19 protein-coding genes and 1 riboswitch are annotated in these 20,661 nt (G+C 63.0%); of the genes, 7 read left to right on the top strand and 12 right to left on the bottom strand.

Going from position 1 to position 20,661, the window contains the following annotated elements:
- Positions 1 to 2: 2 nt before the first annotated feature.
- Together AC1DYC_RS02915 and AC1DYC_RS02910 are read left to right on the top strand one after the other, a co-directional pair.
- Complete coding sequence (locus tag AC1DYC_RS02915) at positions 3 to 947, top strand: Csu type fimbrial protein (protein WP_477408141.1); 945 nt, start codon at positions 3 to 5, stop codon at positions 945 to 947.
- Positions 948 to 1,055: 108 nt separating this feature from the next.
- Complete coding sequence (locus tag AC1DYC_RS02910) at positions 1,056 to 1,565, top strand: CAP domain-containing protein (RefSeq protein ID WP_477403817.1); 510 nt, start codon at positions 1,056 to 1,058, stop codon at positions 1,563 to 1,565.
- A 27-nt stretch (positions 1,566 to 1,592) separates the two neighbouring features.
- Here AC1DYC_RS02910 and AC1DYC_RS02905 read toward each other — a convergent pair whose 3' ends face one another.
- The 8 genes from AC1DYC_RS02905 to AC1DYC_RS02870 form a co-directional block, all read right to left on the bottom strand.
- On the bottom strand, positions 1,593 to 4,247 hold the full coding sequence (locus tag AC1DYC_RS02905; RefSeq protein WP_477403816.1) for an EAL domain-containing protein: 2,655 nt from the start codon (positions 4,245 to 4,247) through the stop codon (positions 1,593 to 1,595).
- 324 nt (positions 4,248 to 4,571) lie between these two features.
- Positions 4,572 to 6,104, bottom strand: coding sequence for a DHA2 family efflux MFS transporter permease subunit (locus AC1DYC_RS02900; protein ID WP_477403814.1), 1,533 nt, complete (start codon positions 6,102 to 6,104; stop codon positions 4,572 to 4,574).
- A gap of 338 nt (positions 6,105 to 6,442) precedes the next feature.
- Entirely contained in the window at positions 6,443 to 7,636 is a 1,194-nt protein-coding gene (locus tag AC1DYC_RS02895; protein WP_477403812.1) for an HlyD family secretion protein, read from the bottom strand.
- Positions 7,633 to 8,103 carry a MarR family winged helix-turn-helix transcriptional regulator gene (locus tag AC1DYC_RS02890; RefSeq protein WP_477282310.1) on the bottom strand — a complete coding sequence of 157 codons (471 nt, stop codon included), beginning with the start codon at positions 8,101 to 8,103 and terminating at the stop codon, positions 7,633 to 7,635. Before AC1DYC_RS02890 ends, AC1DYC_RS02895 begins: the two co-directional genes overlap by 4 nt.
- A gap of 113 nt (positions 8,104 to 8,216) precedes the next feature.
- Positions 8,217 to 9,203: a FecCD family ABC transporter permease gene (locus AC1DYC_RS02885; RefSeq protein WP_477408139.1), complete on the bottom strand. Its 987-nt coding sequence runs from the start codon at positions 9,201 to 9,203 to the stop codon at positions 8,217 to 8,219.
- Positions 9,204 to 9,294: 91 nt separating this feature from the next.
- A complete protein-coding gene (locus AC1DYC_RS02880; protein ID WP_477403810.1) occupies positions 9,295 to 10,242 on the bottom strand; it encodes an ABC transporter substrate-binding protein in 948 nt (315 codons plus the stop codon).
- Positions 10,243 to 10,280: 38 nt separating this feature from the next.
- A complete protein-coding gene (locus AC1DYC_RS02875) occupies positions 10,281 to 11,069 on the bottom strand; it encodes an ABC transporter ATP-binding protein (RefSeq protein WP_477403808.1) in 789 nt (262 codons plus the stop codon).
- Positions 11,066 to 11,524: a DUF1636 family protein gene (locus tag AC1DYC_RS02870; protein WP_477403806.1), complete on the bottom strand. Its 459-nt coding sequence runs from the start codon at positions 11,522 to 11,524 to the stop codon at positions 11,066 to 11,068. Before AC1DYC_RS02870 ends, AC1DYC_RS02875 begins: the two co-directional genes overlap by 4 nt.
- 24 nt (positions 11,525 to 11,548) lie before the next feature.
- Positions 11,549 to 11,754, bottom strand: a riboswitch (cobalamin riboswitch).
- 306 nt (positions 11,755 to 12,060) lie between these two features.
- Here AC1DYC_RS02870 and AC1DYC_RS02865 point away from each other — a divergent pair.
- Positions 12,061 to 12,894 (top strand): GyrI-like domain-containing protein, encoded by an 834-nt coding sequence (locus tag AC1DYC_RS02865; RefSeq protein ID WP_477403804.1) that lies wholly within the window; start codon positions 12,061 to 12,063, stop codon positions 12,892 to 12,894.
- A gap of 4 nt (positions 12,895 to 12,898) precedes the next feature.
- Here AC1DYC_RS02865 and AC1DYC_RS02860 read toward each other — a convergent pair whose 3' ends face one another.
- Positions 12,899 to 13,834, bottom strand: a complete 936-nt coding sequence (locus AC1DYC_RS02860) for a bifunctional helix-turn-helix transcriptional regulator/GNAT family N-acetyltransferase (RefSeq protein WP_477403802.1) — start codon at positions 13,832 to 13,834, stop codon at positions 12,899 to 12,901.
- Positions 13,835 to 13,945: 111 nt separating this feature from the next.
- A complete protein-coding gene (locus tag AC1DYC_RS02855; RefSeq protein WP_477403800.1) occupies positions 13,946 to 15,130 on the bottom strand; it encodes an MFS transporter in 1,185 nt (394 codons plus the stop codon).
- A 158-nt stretch (positions 15,131 to 15,288) separates the two neighbouring features.
- Here AC1DYC_RS02855 and AC1DYC_RS02850 point away from each other — a divergent pair, with 158 nt between their 5' ends.
- Positions 15,289 to 15,915, top strand: a complete 627-nt coding sequence (locus AC1DYC_RS02850) for a TetR/AcrR family transcriptional regulator (protein WP_477403798.1) — start codon at positions 15,289 to 15,291, stop codon at positions 15,913 to 15,915.
- On the opposite strand, the gene AC1DYC_RS02845 is transcribed toward AC1DYC_RS02850, so the two are convergent.
- Entirely contained in the window at positions 15,912 to 16,781 is an 870-nt protein-coding gene (locus AC1DYC_RS02845; RefSeq protein WP_477403796.1) for an ATP-grasp domain-containing protein, read from the bottom strand. The genes AC1DYC_RS02850 and AC1DYC_RS02845 overlap by 4 nt on opposite strands.
- Positions 16,782 to 16,864: 83 nt before the next feature.
- Between AC1DYC_RS02845 and AC1DYC_RS02840 the strand changes: the two genes are divergently transcribed.
- The 3 genes from AC1DYC_RS02840 (at position 16,865) to groL (ending at position 19,963) form a co-directional block, all read left to right on the top strand.
- Positions 16,865 to 17,662 (top strand): class I SAM-dependent methyltransferase, encoded by a 798-nt coding sequence (locus tag AC1DYC_RS02840; RefSeq protein WP_477403794.1) that lies wholly within the window; start codon positions 16,865 to 16,867, stop codon positions 17,660 to 17,662.
- 286 nt (positions 17,663 to 17,948) lie between these two features.
- On the top strand, positions 17,949 to 18,245 hold the full coding sequence (groES, locus tag AC1DYC_RS02835) for a co-chaperone GroES (protein WP_006203049.1): 297 nt from the start codon (positions 17,949 to 17,951) through the stop codon (positions 18,243 to 18,245).
- A gap of 62 nt (positions 18,246 to 18,307) precedes the next feature.
- Positions 18,308 to 19,963 carry a chaperonin GroEL gene (groL, locus tag AC1DYC_RS02830; RefSeq protein ID WP_112564873.1) on the top strand — a complete coding sequence of 552 codons (1,656 nt, stop codon included), beginning with the start codon at positions 18,308 to 18,310 and terminating at the stop codon, positions 19,961 to 19,963.
- A 70-nt stretch (positions 19,964 to 20,033) separates the two neighbouring features.
- Here the strand turns inward: groL and AC1DYC_RS02825 are convergent, their stop codons facing one another.
- A complete protein-coding gene (locus AC1DYC_RS02825; protein WP_477403792.1) occupies positions 20,034 to 20,645 on the bottom strand; it encodes a TetR/AcrR family transcriptional regulator in 612 nt (203 codons plus the stop codon).
- Between the last annotated feature and the right edge of the window lie 16 nt (positions 20,646 to 20,661).

Raw genomic sequence — 20,661 nt, 5'->3', positions numbered from 1 at the left:
GAATGCTCCGTGCTGCAATCCTCTTAACCGTCGCTTTGTTTCCATCATTCGCCTGGGCGCAAAGCTGCAGCTTTGGCGTTTCCAACATGAACTTTGGCTCGGTCGACACACTGTCCAGCAGCCAAACCAACTCGACCGCTACGATCAACATGAATTGCAGCGGCATTGCCGGCCAGCGCATCCTGATATGTGCGCATCTTGCGGCCGGCACTGGAGGTGCATCTTCGGCGACTGCGCGACAGATGCTGAGCGGAGCCAACAGCCTTAACTACCAGCTCTATTCGGATTCGGCGCGCAGCGTGGTTTGGGGCTCTTATGCCTGGGCCTATGCCTCCCGACCGCCGGCCCTTGCGTTGACGCCGAATGCTTCGGGGAACGCCACGGGCAGTGCGACCATCTATGGCGGAGCATTTGGTAGCCAAGGCACGGTTCCGCCTGGGACCTATCTCTCAACGTTTTCTGGCGCGCAGGTCGAGTTTCGTTATCGCTACACCTCCAGCAGCAGCTGCAGTACCGCTTCTGGAACCACCGCTGCAGATCCAACCTTCACCATCAATGCGACAGTCGCCGCCAATTGTCTCGTGTCGACGCAGAATATCGATTTCGGATCAAAAGGAATTCTGGGTGCAAATGTCGATGCCACTGGGCAGGTTTCGGTCACCTGCACGCCGGCATTGGCATATACCGTCTCGCTGAACGGCGGCACCACCGGCGCGCCGCCGACGTCGCGCAAAATGTCGAAGGGTGCGGAAACCGTGACTTACGGCCTCTACAAGGACACCGATCGAACCCAACCTTGGGGCGATGCGTCGACGCCTGGCAGCACGGTGGCCGGAACGGGAAACGGTGCGACACAGACCCTCACCGTGTACGGTCGCGTGCCGCCGCAGGTTACGCCATCGGCCGGTGTCTATACCGACACGGTGGTGGTCACAGTCACCTACTGAAGGAGGAAACGCGAAGGTGACCCCGAACGCCTATGCGCTTTGAACCGCGAGCGAAATTTTCATCGCCCTGCCCGGCAAAAGCCATGATCGCCATTATCTCAGGCGGGTATGACCATTGAAAAAATCGAAAACCACCAGATTCCGAACCTAAACCGGCGCCTGCTGCTGATCGGCCTTGCAGCCATGGCCGGGCTCGCCGCTTGCAGCACGGTCTCGGTGCCGACCGGCGAAGGCGCCGGTGTCTCATCCTCCGCCACCGCAACGCTGGCCGGCATCCGCGCCTCGGCCGGGCTGCCGGTGCTGGTGCCGGACGAACAGCTCGAGCAGGCCGCTCTCCAGCAGGCCGGCTATATGGCCTCGCGCGAACGCATGAGCCACACGACAGGCTGGGGCAAGGATTTCGCGTCGCGGATGAAGGACAATGGCGTGCGGGGCGCCGCCGCCGAGAACATCGCCGAGGGCCGGTTCGACCAGCAGAAACTGTTCGACATCTGGATGCATTCGGCCGGCCACCGCCGCAACATGCTCGACCCGGATTTCAGCCGCTTCGGTCTTGCCTATGTGCGCGACGGACGCGACAGCGCTATCCGTTACTGGAGCCTGGTGCTCGGAAAATAGGGGCCAGAAATAGGAGCCAGCGGGCGCTCAACGTTTGCGCGCGATGAGCTCGCCGATATCCTCGGCCGACAGCGGTTTGCTGAAATAATTGCCCTGCATTTCGTTGCAATTGTTCTGGCGCAGGAAGGCGACCTGGTCTTCTGTCTCGACGCCTTCGGCAAGGACCCTCAGGTTCAGCTTTTGACCCAATGAGATGACGGCGCTGGTAACCGCCTGATCGTTCTCGTCGGTCGCAAGGTCGTCGACAAAGGACTTGTCGATCTTCAGCCGCTGCACCGGAAAGGTCTTGAGCGCGCTAAGGCTGGAATAGCCGGTCCCGAAATCGTCGATCGAGATCTGCACGCCGAGCTCTTGCAGTCCGTTCATCGTCGCGACCGCCAGCTCGAAATCCTGCATGATCAGGCTTTCGGTCACTTCCATTTCAAGATACCTGGCCTCCAGGCCGCTTTCCTTCAATGCGTCGACGACGCGGTCGATCAGGTTCTTCTCCCTGAATTGCCGCGCCGACACGTTGACGCAGACGGTGACGGGCGGCAGACCGGCGCGCTGCCAGGCTTTGTTTTGCCGGCAGGCTTCATGCAGGATCCAGTCGCCGATCGGCACGATCAGCCCGGTCTCCTCGGCGGAAGGGATGAACGTCAGCGGCGAAACCAGGCCACGCGTCGGATGGTTCCAGCGTATCAATGCTTCGACCGCAAAGATCTGTCCCGATCGCACATCCACCTGCGGCTGATAGTGCAGAGCGAATTCCGAACGGGTGAGCGCGTTTCGCAATTCCTCCTGAAGCAGGAATTTTTCATGCGCCCTGGAGTTGAACTCGGGAGCATAGAACTGGAAATTGTCGCGGCCGAATTCCTTCGCGCGATACATGGCGGCATCGGCATTGGCCAGCAGCGTATCCGGGTCCGCCCCGTCCTTCGGGTAACTTGCGATGCCGATGCTGGCCGTTATGCGCAGGCGATGCTCCGCGACAGGAACCGGCTTTGCAATCGCATCCGTGATCGTCTGCAGGATTTCCGAGATGACATCGACATTGGTGGGTTGGTCGAACAGGACGATGACGAATTCATCGCCGCCAAGCCGCACGACGGTGTCGGTCGCCTTCACACATCCAACCAAGCGGCTCGCGACAGTCTTGAGGAGCTCGTCGCCGTCATTGTGGCCGAACGTATCGTTCACCAGTTTGAAATTGTCGAGATCGATGACCACCACCGTCACCCAGCGATTGTATCGCTGGGCGTAGAGGACCGCCTGGGAAAGCCGATCTTCCAGCAAAGCGCGATTGGGCAGGCCGGTCAGCGCGTCATGGTTGGCCATGAAGTGGATCTGGTCTTCAGCCCGTTTGCGCTCGATCGCGATACCGGCAATGTGGGTGGTGAATTCGATCAGGCGGGTCTCGACGTCGGTCGGCTCGCGCACGCTCATCGAATACATGGCAAAGACGCCCAGCACGACGCCCTGATGCGACAGGATCGGGGTCGACCAGCACGAACGGTAGCCATAGGGCGCCGCGAGTTCGCGGTAGTCCTCCCAGAGCGGATCCTGCAGTATGTCGGCGACGATGACCGGTTCGCGCCGATAGGCGGCGGTGCCGCACGACCCTGTCTTGGGGCCGATGGCAGCCCCATCGATGGCGCTCATATAGGCTTTGGCCAGGCTCGGCGCAGCACCGTGCCGCAAATGCATGCCGTCCTTGTCGAGCAGCAGGACGGAACCGAATATCCCCTTCAGTTGTGACTCGACCAGGCGCATGAGGCTGTCGAGCACATTCTCGAGCGGAGCGCTCGTCGCAATCATCTCCAGGATGTTTGCCTGTCCGCTGCGCAGCACATCCGCCTGCTTGCGGGCCGTGATGTCGCGGGCGATGCCAACCAGGCCGAATATTTCGTTTTGAACATTGCGCAACGGCACCTTGGTCGAGGAGAGCCATTTTCCGGCGCCCGACGCGTTGACGACGAACTCTTCCTCGTCGACCAAGGGTTGTCCGCTTTCGAGCACCGACTGTTCGATCCGCCGAAATTTCTGCGCAACCTCCGGGGGATGGATATCGAAATCGGTCAAGCCGATCATATCGGCGGTCTTGTCGTGGCCACTGTCCGTCGCAAGGGCGCTGTTGACGACGATGAAGCGGCTTTGCGTATCCTTGACCCAGAGATAGTTGGGCACCCAGTCGATCAGTGCCTGCAACGAGATGCGCTCGTCGACGATCTGTCGATTGGCGATGAGATCGGTAATGTCCTCATGCGTGGCTACCCAGCCGCCGTCGGGCATTGACTGGTTGTAAATCTGGATGGTCCGGCCGTCGGGGAGTTTGGCGGTCCAGGTCCTTGGCGCCTTGCCTGAATTGACCGATCTCGCCATCGCCAGATAGGCGTCGGTGGCCAGCGCCGCCGTGCCGGCAGCGGCGCGGCGCTCGACGATTTTGCTCAGCGTCAGGCCAGGCCGCAACTGCTCGGGTGCGAGGCGGTAGATTTCCGCATAACGGCGATTGCTCAGGATCAGCCGCTCATCGCGGTCGAAAAAGCAGATGCCTTGCGAAACGTTTTCGATCACCGTCTCGAAGCGCAGCGCCTGCTGCTCAAGTGCGGTGATCGTCGCCCGCAGCTCGTGCTCCAGCGACCCATAGGAAACGTCGGCCAGTTTTGCCAATGCGGCCAAACTGACAGACTGAGTCGTTTCCACGGATTTCCCGGATGATTTCGTAGCCAAACAGACCTTCTCCCGGCTGGGTCTGAAACAACGCAAAAAACACTTTTGTGCCACGCGACAGTCGGTTGATAGTGTTACTTATGTACTAATAGCAGATAAGCTGAACCAAAATCAGAGGCGAAGGTTCCGGGTTACCTGAAACCAACCGCCGTTTTCAAATCGCTATTGGCGCAATAGAATCGACATTATTTGATATATGGAGAATTTTGCGATCATCTCGACGACCGCCCGACCTTACATATTTCGCGACACGTCCGCGACTACGTCATCTGATACCAGCGACTATCGACGCGCGTCTCAATCCATATGCGCCGCCGGCGCGCCTGCGGCCGAGGCCGTCTTCGGCTTGCGCAGCAGAAACACAAACGGGATGGCAATCAGCGTCATCATCATCAGTATTTTGAAGTCGTTGACGTAGGAGATCATCATCGCCTGGATGTTGACCATGCGATCCATCTGCGAAAGCGCCATGGGATCGCCGCTTGCCGCGGCTGGCGAGGCCGCCCACAGATTTGGGTTGAACGGGTTGATGAAAGCCGACAGCTCGGTGTGATTGACCTGCGTGTTGCGCACCAGGAGAACCGTCACCACCGACACGCCGATCGAGGATCCGAGATTGCGCACCAGGCTGAACAGCGCCGTAGCATCGGTGCGGAAACGCACGTCGAGCGTGGCGAAGGCCACCGTCGAGAGCGGCACGAACACCATGCCCATGCCCAGCCCCTGGATGACGCCGGAGCTGAGGATCAGCCAATTGTCCATCTGCGGCGTGAACCCGGCCATGGTGTAGAGCGACTGTGCCGTGAGCAGAAAGCCGATGACGACGAGAATCCTGGCGTCGATTTTGCTCATGAGCCGCCCGACGACAAGCATCGAAATCATCGTGCCGACACCGCGCGGCCCCAAGACGATACCGATGGTGATGGTCGGATAGCCGAAGATGGTCGACAGCATCGGCGGCAACAGCGACATCGAAGCCAGGATCAGCACGCCCATTACGAAGATGAACGCCAGCCCGGTGACGAAATTTTGGTCGAGGAAAATCTTGGGGTCGATGAAAGGACGTTCCGCCGTCACCGTGTGGATGATGAACACCCAGAAGCCGGTGATCGAAAGAGCAAGCTCGATCCAGATTTCGACCGAGGAAAACCAGTCGACCTCACCGCCGCGGTCGAGCAGCAGTTGCAGCGCGCCGACACCGAGCGAGATCATGGCGAAGCCGAAGAAATCGAAGCTGCGCACGCGCCGGGCAACGACCGGCAGATAGGCGGCCATGCCGAGAAAGGCGATGATGCCGACCGGCAAGTTAATGAAGAAAACCCAACGCCAGTTGAAATTCTCGGTCAGCCAGCCGCCGAGCGTCGGGCCTAGGATCGGCCCCAGCATGATGCCGGCACCCCAGATGGCCATCGCCTGGCCGTGGCGTTCCCTTGGGTTGATGTCGAGCAGGAAGGTCTGCGACAGCGGCACGATGGCAGCGCCGAACACGCCCTGCATCAGCCGGAAGAACACAATTGACTCCAGGCTCCAGGCGATGCCGCACAGCATCGAGAACACGGTGAAGCCGACCACCGCCGCCAGGAACAGTTCCTTGCGGCCGAAGCGGTCGGCCAGCCAGCCGGTCACCGGCGTCATGATGGCGGCGGCAACGATGTAGGAGGTCAGCACCCAGTTGATGTTGTCGGGCGAGGCGCCAAGATCGCCGGTCATGGTCGGCAGCGCGACATTGGCGATGGTGGTGTCGAGCGCCTGCATGATCGTCGCCAGCATCAACGCCACGGTGATCAGGCCGCGATGCGGCACTTCCTTGAAAGGTTCTGGCGTGCTCATGATGCGGAACTTCCGACAGGTAACAAAAACGTGTACACTAGGCTTCCGGGCGGCGAGGCCTTCTCTGGTGAAGAGACCCTCATCGCGGTGGGACGCGATCTATCGATGTGGGGGTTACATCGACCGAAGGTCTCAACACATCAGGCGCTTGCCGCCCGGAAATCCAAGGACCCAAGGATCGGCGTCGCGATGGCCAGGCTGTGGTCAGGCCGGCATGCGGCCCGGTCCAACCCTACCCGTCGCGCAACCTGCCATCGGACCAATCCTGTCATCACATCTCGCCTGAGCGAGCATCCCGGCCGTGATCCCGCTTTTCAGGATCACGGTCCATTCACAGTCTATTGTGCCTCGCCCGCGGCGGCGTGACCGAAGATGGCCGGCAACCCGCGGGCAACGCCGGTGTCCACCGTGACCGAGGCGCTCATGCCGGTGCGCAGCGCCATTTTGGCGTCGGCATCGGTGAGCTCCAGGCGAACGGGAATGCGCTGCGTGACTTTCACCCAGTTGCCGGTGGCGTTCTGGGCCGGCAGCAGCGAGAATTCCGCGCCGGTGCCGGCGCCGATCGCCTTGACGGTGGCTTCGAACGTGCGGCCCGGATAGGTGTCGACCACAATCTCGGCCTTCTGGCCTGTTTTCATGTGGGTGAGCTGGGTTTCCTTGAAATTGGCGTCGATCCAGGTGTCGCCGGTTTCGACCAGCGCAAACAACGGCGTGCCGGAACCGACATACTGACCAACCTTGAAGGACGAGGCCTGGCTGACGACGCCATCGGCCGGCGCCTCGACCGTGGTCTGCGCCAGATCGTAGGCGGCCTTGTCGCGCGCGGCGAGCGCGGCCATCACCGTCGGATGCTTGTCGGTCTCGATATCGGGATTGCCGGCGAGAGCGGCCTTGGCGCTGATGATGCCTTGCTCGGCAACGGTCAGCTGCTGCTTTGCCTTGTCGAGATCGTTCTTGGCCTGGTCCAGCGAGGATTTGGCGTTGATGCCCTTCTGGGCAAGGTCGGCGGCGCGGTCATATTGCGATTGCGCGTAGTCGACTTGGCTGGCGTCGGACTTTTGCTGCGCCAGCGCCTGGCTGTAGGCCGCGCGCAACTGTTCGATGCCGACGCGTGCGACCGCAACGGCCGCGTCGGCCTGCGCCAGCGCGATCCGGTAGGGCTCGGGGTCGATGGCAAACAGCACATCACCCTGCTTGACCAGCTGGTTGTCTGCAATGTCGACTTGAACGATGCGGCCGGCCGTATCCGAGGCAATCGACACCTTGGCCTGCTGCAAATTGGCGTTTTCGGTCTCCTGATAGCGGCCCCCGGTCACCCAGACGTAGCCGCCGCCAATGGCCAATGCCGCCGGCAGGACGACCATCAACAGCAAGCGGCCGAGGCGGCGCGGCTTTTTCGGAACCGGCGCGGGCTGCACCGGCGGAGCCACCGCGACAGGAGCGGCGGCCGGCTGTGCCGGCGCTTCGGCAACCGGCTGGGCCTGCGCTTCGAGCTTGGTCACATTCTCGTCTATCTTGGCTGCCGCATTCATGCCGCTGCCCCTTCCGTACTCTTCAGCGACGACGTCTCGCCATCCGCAAGGTTCTGCACGATGGTGTCCAGCGCCCGGATCAGCACGCGGCGATCTTCCGGCGAAACGCCAACCAGCGATTCCTCATAGACTTCGCCGGCCAGGCTCTTGACCTCGGCATAGGCGGCGCTCGCCTTGGCGGTCGGGAAGATCATGCGCACGCGGCGATCGGCGGCATCGGAGCGGCGTTCGATCCAGCCGCCCTCCTCCATGCGGTCGACCAGGCGCGAAACGCTGATTGGCTCGATTTCGAGCAGTTCGGCAAGCCGCGCCTGGCTGATGCCCTCTTCCTTGGCGACGCGCACCATCAGCCGCCACTGCGCCGAGGACAGGCCAAGCCCGCTGGCGCGCGTCTCGAAGCGCTTGCGCAGCAGCCGCTGCACGTCGTGGATCAAAAAGCCCAGTCTATCTATTCCGTCGGAAACCATTAGTGATACATATTATAAGCGTGCTTACTATTCAAGATGCCGCATTGCGCCAGAGCCGGCAAACAGGGATGGCAGCCAGAAAATACGATCGCTGTCAGTGATGCCGACGGGCATCAATGACGATTGCGAATGACCATCGCGACCACGAAGAAGGCGCCGACCGAACTTGTGATGATGCCGATCGGCAGTTCCTGCGGCGGCAGCAAGGTGCGCGCCAGCAGGTCGCTTGCCAGAAGCAGCACGGCGCCAAGCACAGCGCAGCTGGCGACCAGGCGCAAATGCAGGGGACCGGCAAAAGGCCGCGACAGATGCGGGATCATCAGGCCGACGAAACCGATGACGCCGGCGACCGAGACAAGAATTGCCGTCGAGAACGCCGCGACGAGAAAGGTGGTCCTGCGCATCCGCGCCACCGGCACGCCAAGGCTTTCCGCGGCATTTTCGCCGGCCAGGAATGCATCGAGCCGGCGGTGGTTCCACAGCGCATAGGCAAGGATGGTGCCTGCGCCCAGCGCGCCGAGCCAGATGTTGTCCCAGCGCGCCAGGCCAAGGCCGCCCATCGTCCAGAACAGCACGGAATGGGCTGCGCGCTGGTCGCCGGCAAAGACCAGATAGTTGGTAAGCGCGGTGAACAGGAAGGAGACGGCGAGGCCGGCAAGGATCAGCCGTTCGGGCCCCTGCCCCTTGACCCGCGCCACCAACACCAGCACGACGCCGGTGGCGAGGATGCCGCCGGTGAAGGCCGCGACCGGCAAGGTCCAGATGCCAAAACTGTCGCCGAAGACGGTGATGACGGAAACCGCACCGGCGGCGGCTCCCGACGACAGGCCGAACAGGAACGGATCCGCCAGGTCGTTGCGGGTCACCGTCTGCAGCAGCGCGCCGACGATGCCGAGACCGGCGCCGACGCAGATCGCCAGGATGGTGCGCGGCAGACGGAGATCGACGACGATCTTGCCGACCGGGCCGGACACGTCGTGACCGCCGAGCCCGATAGCACGGCCAAGCGCTGCAACGACATCGCTCGGCGGGATCAGCGTCGAGCCATAGGCGATCGACAACAATGCGAAAGCGGCGATTGCCACCGCTCCCACCATCATCACCGGGAAAAATGCCTTGTGCGGCAAGCTCAGATTCCCGGTTGAAGCATGTCGTTGCCCCAAAACCGCTGCGCACTTTTGGGCGACATGCTCAGAACGCTTCCGGATGCATTGCCTTGGCGATCTTTTCGATGGCCTCGATGTTGGCCGGCCCGGGCGTCAGCTCGGCATAACGCAGCGCCACGAAGCGCTCGTTCTTGACCGCATCGGTTTCCTTCATCGCCGGGTGCGCTTTCAGGAAATCGAGCAGCTTCTTGTAGCCGCCGCCATCCTGGTAATCGAGCAGGATGAGAAATTCAGGGTTGCGCGACGCCACTGTTTCCCAATCGGTGTTGCCCCAGCTGGTGTTCATGTCGGCCATGATGTTTTCGCCGCCGGCGGCCGATATCATGGCGCTGGGGATGGCGAACTTGCCGGCGGTGAACGGCTTGTCTTCGCCCGAGTCATAGAGAAACACGCGCGTGCCCTTGCGGTCGCCGACCTTGGCGGTGATGGCGGCGAGCTGTGCCTTCCAGTCGGTGACCAGTTTCTCGGCGTCAGCCTCCTTGCCAAAAATCTTGCCGAGCTTTTCGATGTCGCCATAGAGCAGGTCCATCGAGGCGGCGGGGCGGTTCTTGTCGAGGTGGACGCAGCTTTCGGTCAGCACCAGCGTCTTGATACCGTGCGGCGCCAGCGTGTCGGGCGTCACCGCGCCGCCCGGGTCCATGCCGTAATACCAGCCGGCGAAAAAGAAATCGGGCTGGACCGCGACGAGGTTTTCCATCGTCGGATATTTCGGCGCCAGTTCCGGGATCGACCCCTGCTCGGCCTTGAATTCCGGGCCGACTTTGTACCAACCGGTAATGCCGGTCAGGCCGACGATCGAGGGCTGCAGTTTCAGCGCAAACGCCATCTCGGCCATGTTGAGATCGTGAATGACGGCGCGCTTGGGCGGCGCATCGAAGGTCAGCGGCTTGCCGCAACTGTCCACGGTCACCGGGAAGGCAAAGGCGGCGGAGGCAAACAGCGAGGCGGCAAGCGACAGAACGAGGCGTTTCACGGGGCGGTGCTCCTTGGATGAGTTTGGAATGGGTTGGATCAGAATGGCGACGAGACACGGTTGGGAACTTCGAAGACGGTGAGCTCGCGGTCTTCGGTCGGATGGCGCAGCCGCAGGACGTCGATACCGAAGATGTCGCGGATGAGGTGCTGGGTCAGCGCCTCGCGCGGTCCGGCCAGGGCGTGCAGGCGCGCCTCATTCATCACCGCGACCCGGGTGGCGAAGGGCGCGACCAGAGACAGATCGTGCAGCACGGCAACCACAGTCATGCCGAAGCCTGCGACCAGGTCGAGCAGTTCGCCGCGGGCGCGCGGATCGAGGTGATTGGTCGGTTCGTCCAAGAACAGGATGCGCGGCTGCTGGGCCATGGCGCGCGCCAATTGCGCGCGCTGGCGTTCGCCGCCTGACAGCGAGCCGATGGTACGGCCGGCGAGCGGCAAGAGCCCGGTCCGGCCCAGTGCGTCGACAACGATGTCGCGGTCTTCGTGCCGGCGCCTCAAGCCGGCATGCGGAACCCGGCCGAGTTCGACATAATCGATCACGCCGAGCCGGGGATCCGGCTGGTCGGTCTGGCCGACGACGGCCATGTGGAGAGCGCGCTCGGCGGTCGAGATCCGGTCCAGCCGGCGGCCGAGAAATGTCACATCGCCCGTGCTTGGCCGCAGCGTGCCGCTGAGCATGCGCAACAGCGTCGTCTTGCCGGCGCCATTGGGGCCGATGATGGCGAGGCGATCGCCATCGGCCATCGACAGGCTGACGCCATCCACCAGCAACCGGTCGTTGGCGGTCGCGGTCAGCTTGCTGGCTTCGAGAAGCGGCGCGTTCATCGCTCACCTGTTGTCGGACAACCCGGAATGCGGGCGAGTGTCTTGCCCGCCAGCCCGGCCGGACGCTGCCCGGAATTGCACCAGCCATCGGCAAGTGAGGCGTAGAGTTTCGCAAATCGCACGAGGTCGCCGGCGTCGGCCCGCGCATCGATGGAGCCGAAGAGGTAGGCGGCCTTGCGGGGTGCCTGGAAGCCGACCGTCAGCGGCCGCGAGCAACCCGCCATGCAGGCCACGCCCTCGACCGAAAAGCCCTGGGCAACAGCCGGTTCATGGTGAGCCGCGAGCCCGGCGCGCAGATCAGCGCAGAGGCCCTCGCCCGACCTGATCCCGGTCACGAGATCGCGGCAGAGCGTGCACACGATGATGCGGTGGATGTCGGCGTCCAACGTTCCGTCACTTTCTCGATAGGCGACGGAAGGCAGTTCGGGCAGCCGGCCGACAAGACCGACGTCCACGTCTCCTCCCGGCACACCCCGTCCGGTCAACTCATTGAGATGGCAGGTCTCCTGGCTCGCGGGTCGTTGCGCCATCCTGCCTTCCCAGCCTTGCCGGCCAGTGGCTTGTCGGATTTTGCTCGCCGCTTACAGTTGCGGGGGCAGCCACGGCTTCGACCCTTGCGGATTTCACCGTGTTCCCTTTTCACCCCTGACCTTTCGGCGCGGGGACCATCACGAGGCGCAGCGTAGTTTTCCATCGGTCGCGCCGCAATGAATTTCTGTGACGGTTGCTCCACTTTGCATTGGTAAGTTATGTAATATCATAACAACTAAAGGGTATCCCGTCGCCCTGTCAAGGCGCCGCACCACGCAAAGCCGGATCGGTTCAGGCCATCGGCAGCCGTCGCTGTCATCGGGACACCCCTCCCCGGATCGTGCCGTTTCGATTCCCACATCGACACGGCATGCTGCATTGTTGCCCAGTGCGCAATTTCGATCAAACTGTCGGGCGGCGCGATGGATAGTGTCAGCCCGCCGATGCGAGAAGGAGAGCCATGAACCCGACCGAGAAAGCGCTGTGGTTTGTCGAAAGCCATCTGCCGGAAGCGATCTCGCTCGACGATGTCGCGCACAGCAGCGGCGTGTCGCGCTTTCATGTGACGCGGGCGTTTGGCGCCGCCACCGGCCGTTCGGTGATGGGCTATATGCGCGCGCGCCGGCTGACCGAAGCGGCGCGCAAGCTGGCCGCCGGCGCGCCCGACATTCTCGCGGTCGCGCTCGATGCCGGCTACGCTTCGCATGAGGCCTTCACCCGCGCCTTCCGCGACCAGTTCGGCACCACGCCGGAACTGGTGCGTGCGCAGGGCAGCCTCAAAAACCTCGACCTCGTGGAGCCGATCCTGATGGACCAGTCCTTCCTCGCCTCACTGCCGCCGCCGCGCTTCGAGGCCGGCCGGCCGTTCCTCATCGCCGGCCTCGGCGAGCGCTACAGTTGCGAATCCAGCGCCGCCATTCCGATGCAGTGGCAACGCTTCGGTCCCTATATCGGCAACATCCCGGGCGAGACCGGCGACGTCGCCTATGGCGTCTGCGTCAACGGCGACGATGCCGGCAATTTCGATTACATCGCCGGCGTCGAAGTGCTGGATTTCTCCGACCTGCCGAAGGAGCTTTCCCGCGTGCGGGTGCCGGCGCAGAAATACGCCGTCTTCAACCATTCCGAGCACATCTCGACCATCCGCCGGACCGTCAACACGATCTGGAACAAATGGCTGCCGGCCTCCGGCCATGAGATAGCCGACGGCCCGGAATTCGAGCGCTACGGCCCGGAGTTCGATCCACGCAGTGGCAATGGCGGGCTGGAGATCTGGATACCGATCAAAGTTTGAAGCGCTACAGCTCCAGGTTCCAGTTCTGGCCCACCAGATCCTTGCCGAAGGCATGGTGGCGCTCTTCGTCGGCCAGCTTGAAGCCGGCATTTTCATAGATGTGACGGGCGGCGGTCAGGATGTCGTTGGTCCATAGGGTCAACGTCTTGTAGCCCTTGGCGCGGGCAAAGCCGATGCACTCTTCGACCAGCCGCTTGCCGATACCGAGGCCACGCGCCGAAGGCTCGACATAGAGCAGGCGCAGTTTTGCTACCTCGTCCGACTTGCGCACGACGAAGACCGAGCCGACCACCTCGCCTTGCCGCTCGGCGATCCAGCTGCGCTCCCATTTTGCATCGAAGGATTTGACGAACGCGCCGAGGATTTCGGCGACCAGCGCCTCATAGGTTTCGTCCCAGCCATAGTCCTGTGCGTAGATCTGTCCCTGGCGACGCACGATCCAGCCGATGTCGCCGACCTGCAACGGCCGCAGCATGTAGGGGACTCTGGGCTCCGGGCTTTCGCCCAGGAGCTGCTGCACCGTCTGCATGGCCTTGACCAGCCGGTCCTGTTCGGCAGCGGGAAGCCGCTCCAGCAAGGCCGCGACCTGGTCGTGCGAACCGCGGTTCAGCGGCGCGAAGGCCTCTCGCCCCGCCGGCGTCAGCGTGATCGACGATTGCCGCGCATCGGATGCCAGCGCCGTTCGCGAAATCAGCTGCAAGTGCTCGAACTTCTTCAGGAGCCGGCTGACATAGCCGGCGTCGAGGCCGAGATCGCGAATGAGATCGGTGGCGGTCAGGCCATCGCGATGCGCCAGTTCGTAAAGCACCCGCGCCTCGGTCAGCGAGAAGGCGCTTTTCAGCAGGCCTTCGTCGAGCAGGCCGATCTGGCGGGTGTAGAAGCGGTTGAAGGCTCGCACCGCGTCGATGCGCTCCTTGCCGGGTTGATGATGGATCGTCATGGGCCAGCCTCCTGCCCGAGAACGATCAATCATTTATTTGACTTAGTCAAGTATCCTTGCAACGACCGGCTGGACGCTCACGCCATCGCGTCTTCGGGAAGAGTGGTTCGGTCAGGCGATGGCGCGGCGGCGCGCGACCAGGATGAACAGGCCGAGCAGTACGACGCTGGCCGCGGCACTCACGGCGGCGAACTCCGGCACCGGCCTAAAATCCTTGCCGTCGATCAGCAGCGATGCCGCGATCGGCCCGATCGCCAGGCCGAAGAGCTGGGCAGCCGGCACCAGAAGCACGGCCGTGCGCGTCTCGTCGGCGGTGATCGCCAAGCGGATCTGATAGGGCACGATGAACAGAAGGATGAAGCCCATGACCAGGGCGGCGGCCCAGAAAATCGCCAAGCCGGGGTTGCCGGCGAGCACCGCGGAACCAGCCACGGCGACCACGCCGATCGCCACGATGGCGATGCGGTAGTCGATGCGCGCCTCGAAAACAGTTGCCGTCATCGCTCCCAGGACCTGGACCGCGAGGCTGGCCGATACGATCAGGCCGACGGTGCGGCCATCGATGCCGTATTGAGCGCCGAGCGGCTCGAGAAAAGCCCAGACCGAGCCGAAGAACATGAAGTAGCAGAAGACGCACAGCAAAGCGGTGAGCGAAGGAACGGTCAGCACATTGCTGAACTGTTCCTCCTTGGGCAGGTCGGCATAGTTATCAGGGACCAGGAAGGCAACCGCCACCGAAGCGATGCAGACGACGGCAAGGACGATGAAGCCTCCAGCCGATCCGGCGGCCGGAATCACGTAAAGCGCCAGCAGCAGCGCAAGCGCGCATTGCGCCAGGGTTTGTAAAGTGACGAAGAAGCCGCCGATGCGCTCGGCCCGGCGCGAGCGGGCAATCAGCTCGGTGGCGACCGCTACAAGGCCGCCTTCGGCAACACCGGCCACGGCGCGGGCGCCAATCAGCGCGTTCGAGCTGACCGCATAAGCGGTTGCCCAGTTCGCCAACGCCAGCAGGACCAGAAGGATTGCACTTTTCCAGCGCATATTGTGAGCGGACAGCAGCATCGCGATGACCGCCGAGCCGATGCCGATGGCGATCATTTCGGCCGTGGCCACCAGCGCGAGTTCATCGCCGCTGACATGTCCTTCGGTGTAGAGCGCGCCAAGCAGCACTGGCTGCAGCCCGAGAATGAGCAGGCCGACCGAACCGACCCATAGCGCCGAGGCCAGCTGCGACGCGGTCGGGTTGCCGACCAGCCAGTCGCCGTTTCCGGCATTGACGTTGCGAACAGAAGTCACGGGCGCCTCCCAACGTCCTTGCCTGACGACAAAAAAACTGACAATCTGTCAGTATTTAGAAACTGATACTCGATCATATTCGTTTGTCAATCATTAGTGGGACTCGGCATCAGCAAGGCTGGGGATCGAATGGTCTTGACGATCGAGAGGGTGGCGGCATGAGCGAAGCAGTGAGAACGGCGACCGAACCGAGGCGCAGGCCGAAGCAGGAGCGCAGCCGCGAGCGCATCGACGCCATTCTGGCGACGACCATGCGGCTGATCGGCGAAAAGGGCATCGACGCCGTCACCATGAAGGAAGTCGGCGCACTGGCCGGCGGGCCGATCGCCACCGTCTATCACTACTTCCCCAACAAGTCGGCGATCCTGGCGATGCTCTACGAACGCTTCTCCGAAGTGAGCCGCGCCCGCCTTGCCGTTATCGTTGCCGATATTGGCGGGCTGGGCGACGTCATTGCCGCCGCCGACCGGCTGCTCGACGATTACTATGAACGCGTTGCCGGCGACCCGGCCATCCAGGACCTGCAGAACGCCATCCAGGCCGACAAGGCGCTGCAAAATCTCGACATCGCCGAAACCCGGCGCCAGGCGGCGATGTTCTGTGACCATGTCGGGCCGTTTCTGGCGCCGGAGCGGCGCCAAGAGTTCGGGCGCATGGTGTTTCTGATCTTCCAGCTTGCCGGCGGCGTCGTGCGCATGGCGCTGACCCAGGACGAAACCGAAAGCCGCCACACCATCGAGGACTATCGCTCGATCATCCACACGCAGTTGCGGCTGTTCGTCTAGCGCCCGATTGAGCGCTGTACGGCCCGGCGGATAAGGTTTTCGAAGCCGTTGGCCAGGTTGGCGGTGCCGGCGGCGACGATCTTCGACAGGTTCCTGGCGCGGCCGGGGGTCTTGTTGGCATCGAGCAGCACCGCCCTGCCCTCATGCACGACAAAGTCGAACTTGCCGTAGTCGAAGCCGAGCTTCCGACGCAGGGCGCGCAGCTCGTCGGGAACCGGAACCGGCTCGCGGCGAATGGTATCGTCGCCCTTGACCAGACGCTGCGGCGAGACGTAGCGGGTGCAGCGCTCCCGATCGCCGCAGAATATCCAGAACCGCGCCGCAAAACCGTCGGGCTCGATTTCGGGAATGAACTTTTCCACAATGAGGTCGGTACGCCCGAAAATCTCCGGCGCCACATCGGCCAGCGAGGCATGGACCTGATAGCGATCGAAAGTCTGCGCGCTCGGAAAAGGTGCGGCCTTGCCGGCGCGAACGGACTTTCGATTGATCTGCTCCTCAGGCATCCCCCAATGATTGAGGTTGCTCTTGACGATGACCTCGCCGCCCCAGCCGGCTCCCTGCTCGAGGATCGCACCGCTGATGCAGCGCTTGGAAATGTCGGTTGCACCGAGGTTGAGACAAAAGGGAAATCCGCGCGCGTACTCGACATAGTCCGATGGCGTCACGGTCGCGTCGACATGCAGGACGGCAATATCGGCGTCATGCTTTGCCGAAGGTCCACGCTGGATCCGCACGGAGTGACCGCGCCGTTTAAGCTCCGCAAGGATGTCGAACAGCATGTAGGGGCTGTCCTGGCGCAACAGCAGGCCATGCCGGCTCTGGAAGGGGTCATATTCATGCGTTATGACGGCAATGCGGGCCACGACCTCTCCATGCAAAAGGTAATTCGCAAGGCAACCAACAGCTTGGAAGGAAATATGTCCAGCCATTCCCCAAGCCGTTCCGCATGACTGGCCATTGGGACGCAATTCGCCGTCACTGGCGGCTTCTCGGGTCGCCGCTGTGTCCGCCGCCGGAAGCCGTCGCCGCCTATGAGCGCGAACTCGGCCTGCAATCGGTCGATGTGGTGTTGCTCGGGGTCACGCCGGAACTTGCCGGTCTCGGCCGGACCATGCTCGCGGTCGACGAGTCCCCTGCCATGATAGCGGGCATCTGGCCGGGCGATACCGCCTCGCGCAAGGCGGTGATCGGCAACTGGCTGGAGCTGCCGCTGGGCGACGACAGTGCCGGCGCGGTGATCGGCGACGGCTGCCTGTCGGCGCTGGGGTCCGCGGTCGCACGCCAAGCCCTGCTTGCCGAGATCGCGCGTGTGCTGCGGCCCGGCGCTCGGGCGGCATTGCGGACCTATGCAAGCCCGCAGGCGCCGGACGATCCGCAAGAGGTCCGGGCGCTGGCGCTTTCCGGTGGCGTCGCGACCTTCCACGAACTCAAATGGCGCATTGCCATGGCATGTGCCGGCAGCGATCCCGACCGGGCCATTCCGGTGCGGGTGATCCTTGACGCCTTCGATGCGATGTTTGCCGACCGGGACGTCCTTGCCGCCACGACCGGATGGGATATGCCGGTCATCGGCACCATCGACGTCTACGCGAATTCGCAGACGGTCTACAGCTTCGCCCCGGCGGCAACGCTGCTCGAAGAGGCGAGCCGGTTTTTTGACAATGTCCGCCTCGCCCCGACAGGGACCTATGGGCTGGCGGAACGATGCCCTCTGCTGGTGCTTGAATCGCCGCGACGCCGGTAGGGTTTGCAGGACTGCTTTGGTCGGATGACACCTGGTGGGCGAGCACCCCAGCGTATCGAAGTGGACAGCCTGCTGCTCGATTTGGGCGGCGACCCGGATTTTCCACTATAGCGTGGCAGCATTGGAAAAATTTCGCGCGATTGCCCCTTCCCGCGCGCCTTGACTCTCGCAAGCCACAGGCCTATCTCACCGCCACGTTAGCACTCTCCCTTGGTGAGTGCTAACTGATGTCCGGCATCGCCGGATGGAGGAACTGTTCTCACCGTTCTCATTCGAGGAAGAAAAAATGGCAAAGTCGAAGTTCCGCCCGCTTCATGACCGCGTGGTCGTACGCCGGGTCGAATCCGAATCCAAGACCGCCGGCGGGATCATCATCCCGGATACGGCAAAGGAAAAGCCGCAGGAAGGCGAGATCATCGCCGTCGGCTCCGGCGCTCGTGACGAAGCTGGCAAGCTGGTCCCGCTGGACGTCAAGGCTGGCGACCGCATCCTGTTCGGCAAGTGGTCGGGCACCGAAGTCAAGCTCAATGGCGAAGACCTTCTGATCATGAAGGAATCCGACATCATGGGCATCATCGGCTGATCATCGGCCTCACCGTCAACTGAATTCCGGGCTTGATCGCAAGCCCCTGCCAGGAGCTGAAAATGGCTGCTAAAGACGTAAAATTCTCCCGCGACGCCCGTGAGCGCATGCTGCGCGGCGTCAACATCCTCGCCGACGCGGTGAAGGTGACCCTCGGCCCCAAGGGCCGCAACGTCGTCATCGACAAGTCGTTCGGCGCACCGCGCATCACCAAGGACGGCGTCACCGTCGCCAAGGAAATCGAGCTTGAGGACAAGTTCGAGAACATGGGCGCGCAGATGGTCCGCGAAGTTGCTTCGAAGACCAACGACATCGCCGGCGACGGCACCACGACCGCGACCGTTCTGGCGCAGTCGATCGTCCAGGAAGGCCACAAGGCGGTTGCCGCCGGCATGAACCCGATGGACCTGAAGCGTGGCATCGATCTGGCCGTGACCGAAGTCGTCGCGGCTCTCGGCAAGGCTGCCAAGAAGATCAAGACCTCCGAGGAAGTTGCCCAGGTCGGCACGATCTCGGCCAATGGCGACGAGTCGGTCGGCGCCATGATCGCGGAAGCGATGCAGAAGGTCGGCAACGAAGGCGTCATCACGGTTGAAGAAGCCAAGACCGCCGAGACCGAGCTGGAAGTCGTCGAAGGCATGCAGTTCGACCGCGGCTACCTCTCGCCGTACTTCGTCACCAACGCCGACAAGATGGTTGCCGAGCTCGAGGACGTCTACATCCTCCTGCACGAGAAGAAGCTCTCCAACCTCCAGGCGATGCTGCCGGTTCTCGAAGCCGTCGTGCAGACCTCCAAGCCGCTGCTCATCATCTCGGAAGACGTCGAAGGCGAGGCTCTGGCCACGCTGGTCGTCAACAAGCTGCGTGGTGGCCTGAAGATCGCCGCCGTCAAGGCGCCGGGCTTCGGTGATCGCCGCAAGGCCATGCTGGAAGACATCGCCATCCTCACCGGTGGCCAGGTCATCTCGGAAGACCTCGGCATCAAGCTCGAGAACGTCGGCCTCAACATGCTCGGCCGCGCCAAGAAGGTGTCGATCTCCAAGGAGAACACCACCATCGTCGACGGCGCCGGCAAGAAGGCCGAGATCCAGGGCCGCGTTGCCCAGATCAAGCAGCAGATCGAAGAGACCACGTCGGACTACGACAAGGAGAAGCTGCAGGAGCGTCTGGCCAAGCTCGCGGGCGGCGTTGCGGTGATCCGCGTCGGCGGCGCGACGGAAGTCGAAGTCAAGGAAAAGAAGGACCGCGTCGATGACGCCCTCAACGCGACCCGCGCGGCCGTGGAAGAAGGCATCGTTGCAGGCGGCGGCGTCGCCCTGCTGCGCGCTTCGGCCAACATCAAGGCTGCCGGCGCCAATGCCGACCAGGCCGCTGGCATCAACATCGTGCGTCGTGCGCTGCAGGCTCCGGCCCGCCAGATCGCCTCGAACGCCGGTGCTGAAGCTTCGATCGTTGCCGGCAAGATCCTCGACAACAAGGGCGCGACCTACGGCTACAACGCCCAGACCGGCGAGTATGGCGACATGATCGCCATGGGCATCGTCGACCCGGTCAAGGTCGTTCGCACGGCTCTCCAGGACGCGGCCTCGGTCGCCGGCCTGCTCGTCACCACCGAAGCCATGATCGCGGAGGCTCCGAAGAAGGAGTCGGCTGGCGGCGGCATGCCTGGCGGCATGGGCGGCGGCGGCATGGGCGGCATGGGCGGCATGGATTTCTAATCCAAGCCATCTGGCTTGTGCATACGAAAGGGCGCCGAAAGGCGCCCTTTTTGTTTTTGCTGCCGAGGACTCACACGGCGGCATCCGCACGTCGCTGCGTTTCTCCTCCAGCCGGCACGGCGGCCTCGATCAGCGCCGCCACTTCGTCGGCCACTGCCTGCAGCGGGGCGCGGTCGCGGGTGGCCCGCGCGATCACCATCAGCCCTTCCAGCGAGGATTCGACCAGTAGCGCCAAGGCATGCGCGCGACGCTCGGGCACCCCTGCCCTGACGAAGGCCTCCCGCAGAAGACCGATCCATTGCTCGAAAGCCGATCGGCAGAGTTCCGCCAGTTCCGGCAGGTCGGTCGGCGAATCCAGCACCACCGGCGCGATCGGGCAGCCCAGCGAAAACTGGTTGTCCTCCAGCATGCGCCCGACCGACTGATAGATGTGATGGACGGCCACCGCCGGGTCGCTCTCGGCGGCGAGCGCCTCGCCAAGCCTTTTCGTCACGTCGGCGACGCTGTCGCGCGTCACCTCGATGACCAGCTGGTCCTTGCCGCCGGGAAAATGGAAGTAGAGCGAGCCCCGCGGTGCAGCACTGGCGCTCAAGATATCGTTGAGCGAAGTGCCGTGATAGCCGCGCTGCCGCAGCAGCAGCGCCGTCGTCTCGAGTATGCGGGTGCGGGTGTCGTTTGCCATGTCAGCCTCTGTCAGC

The organism is Mesorhizobium sp. P2_E7 (assembly GCF_056403855.1).
The sequence above is the reverse complement of the archived record's forward strand: the minus strand, read 5'-3'. Positions and strand labels throughout refer to the sequence as shown.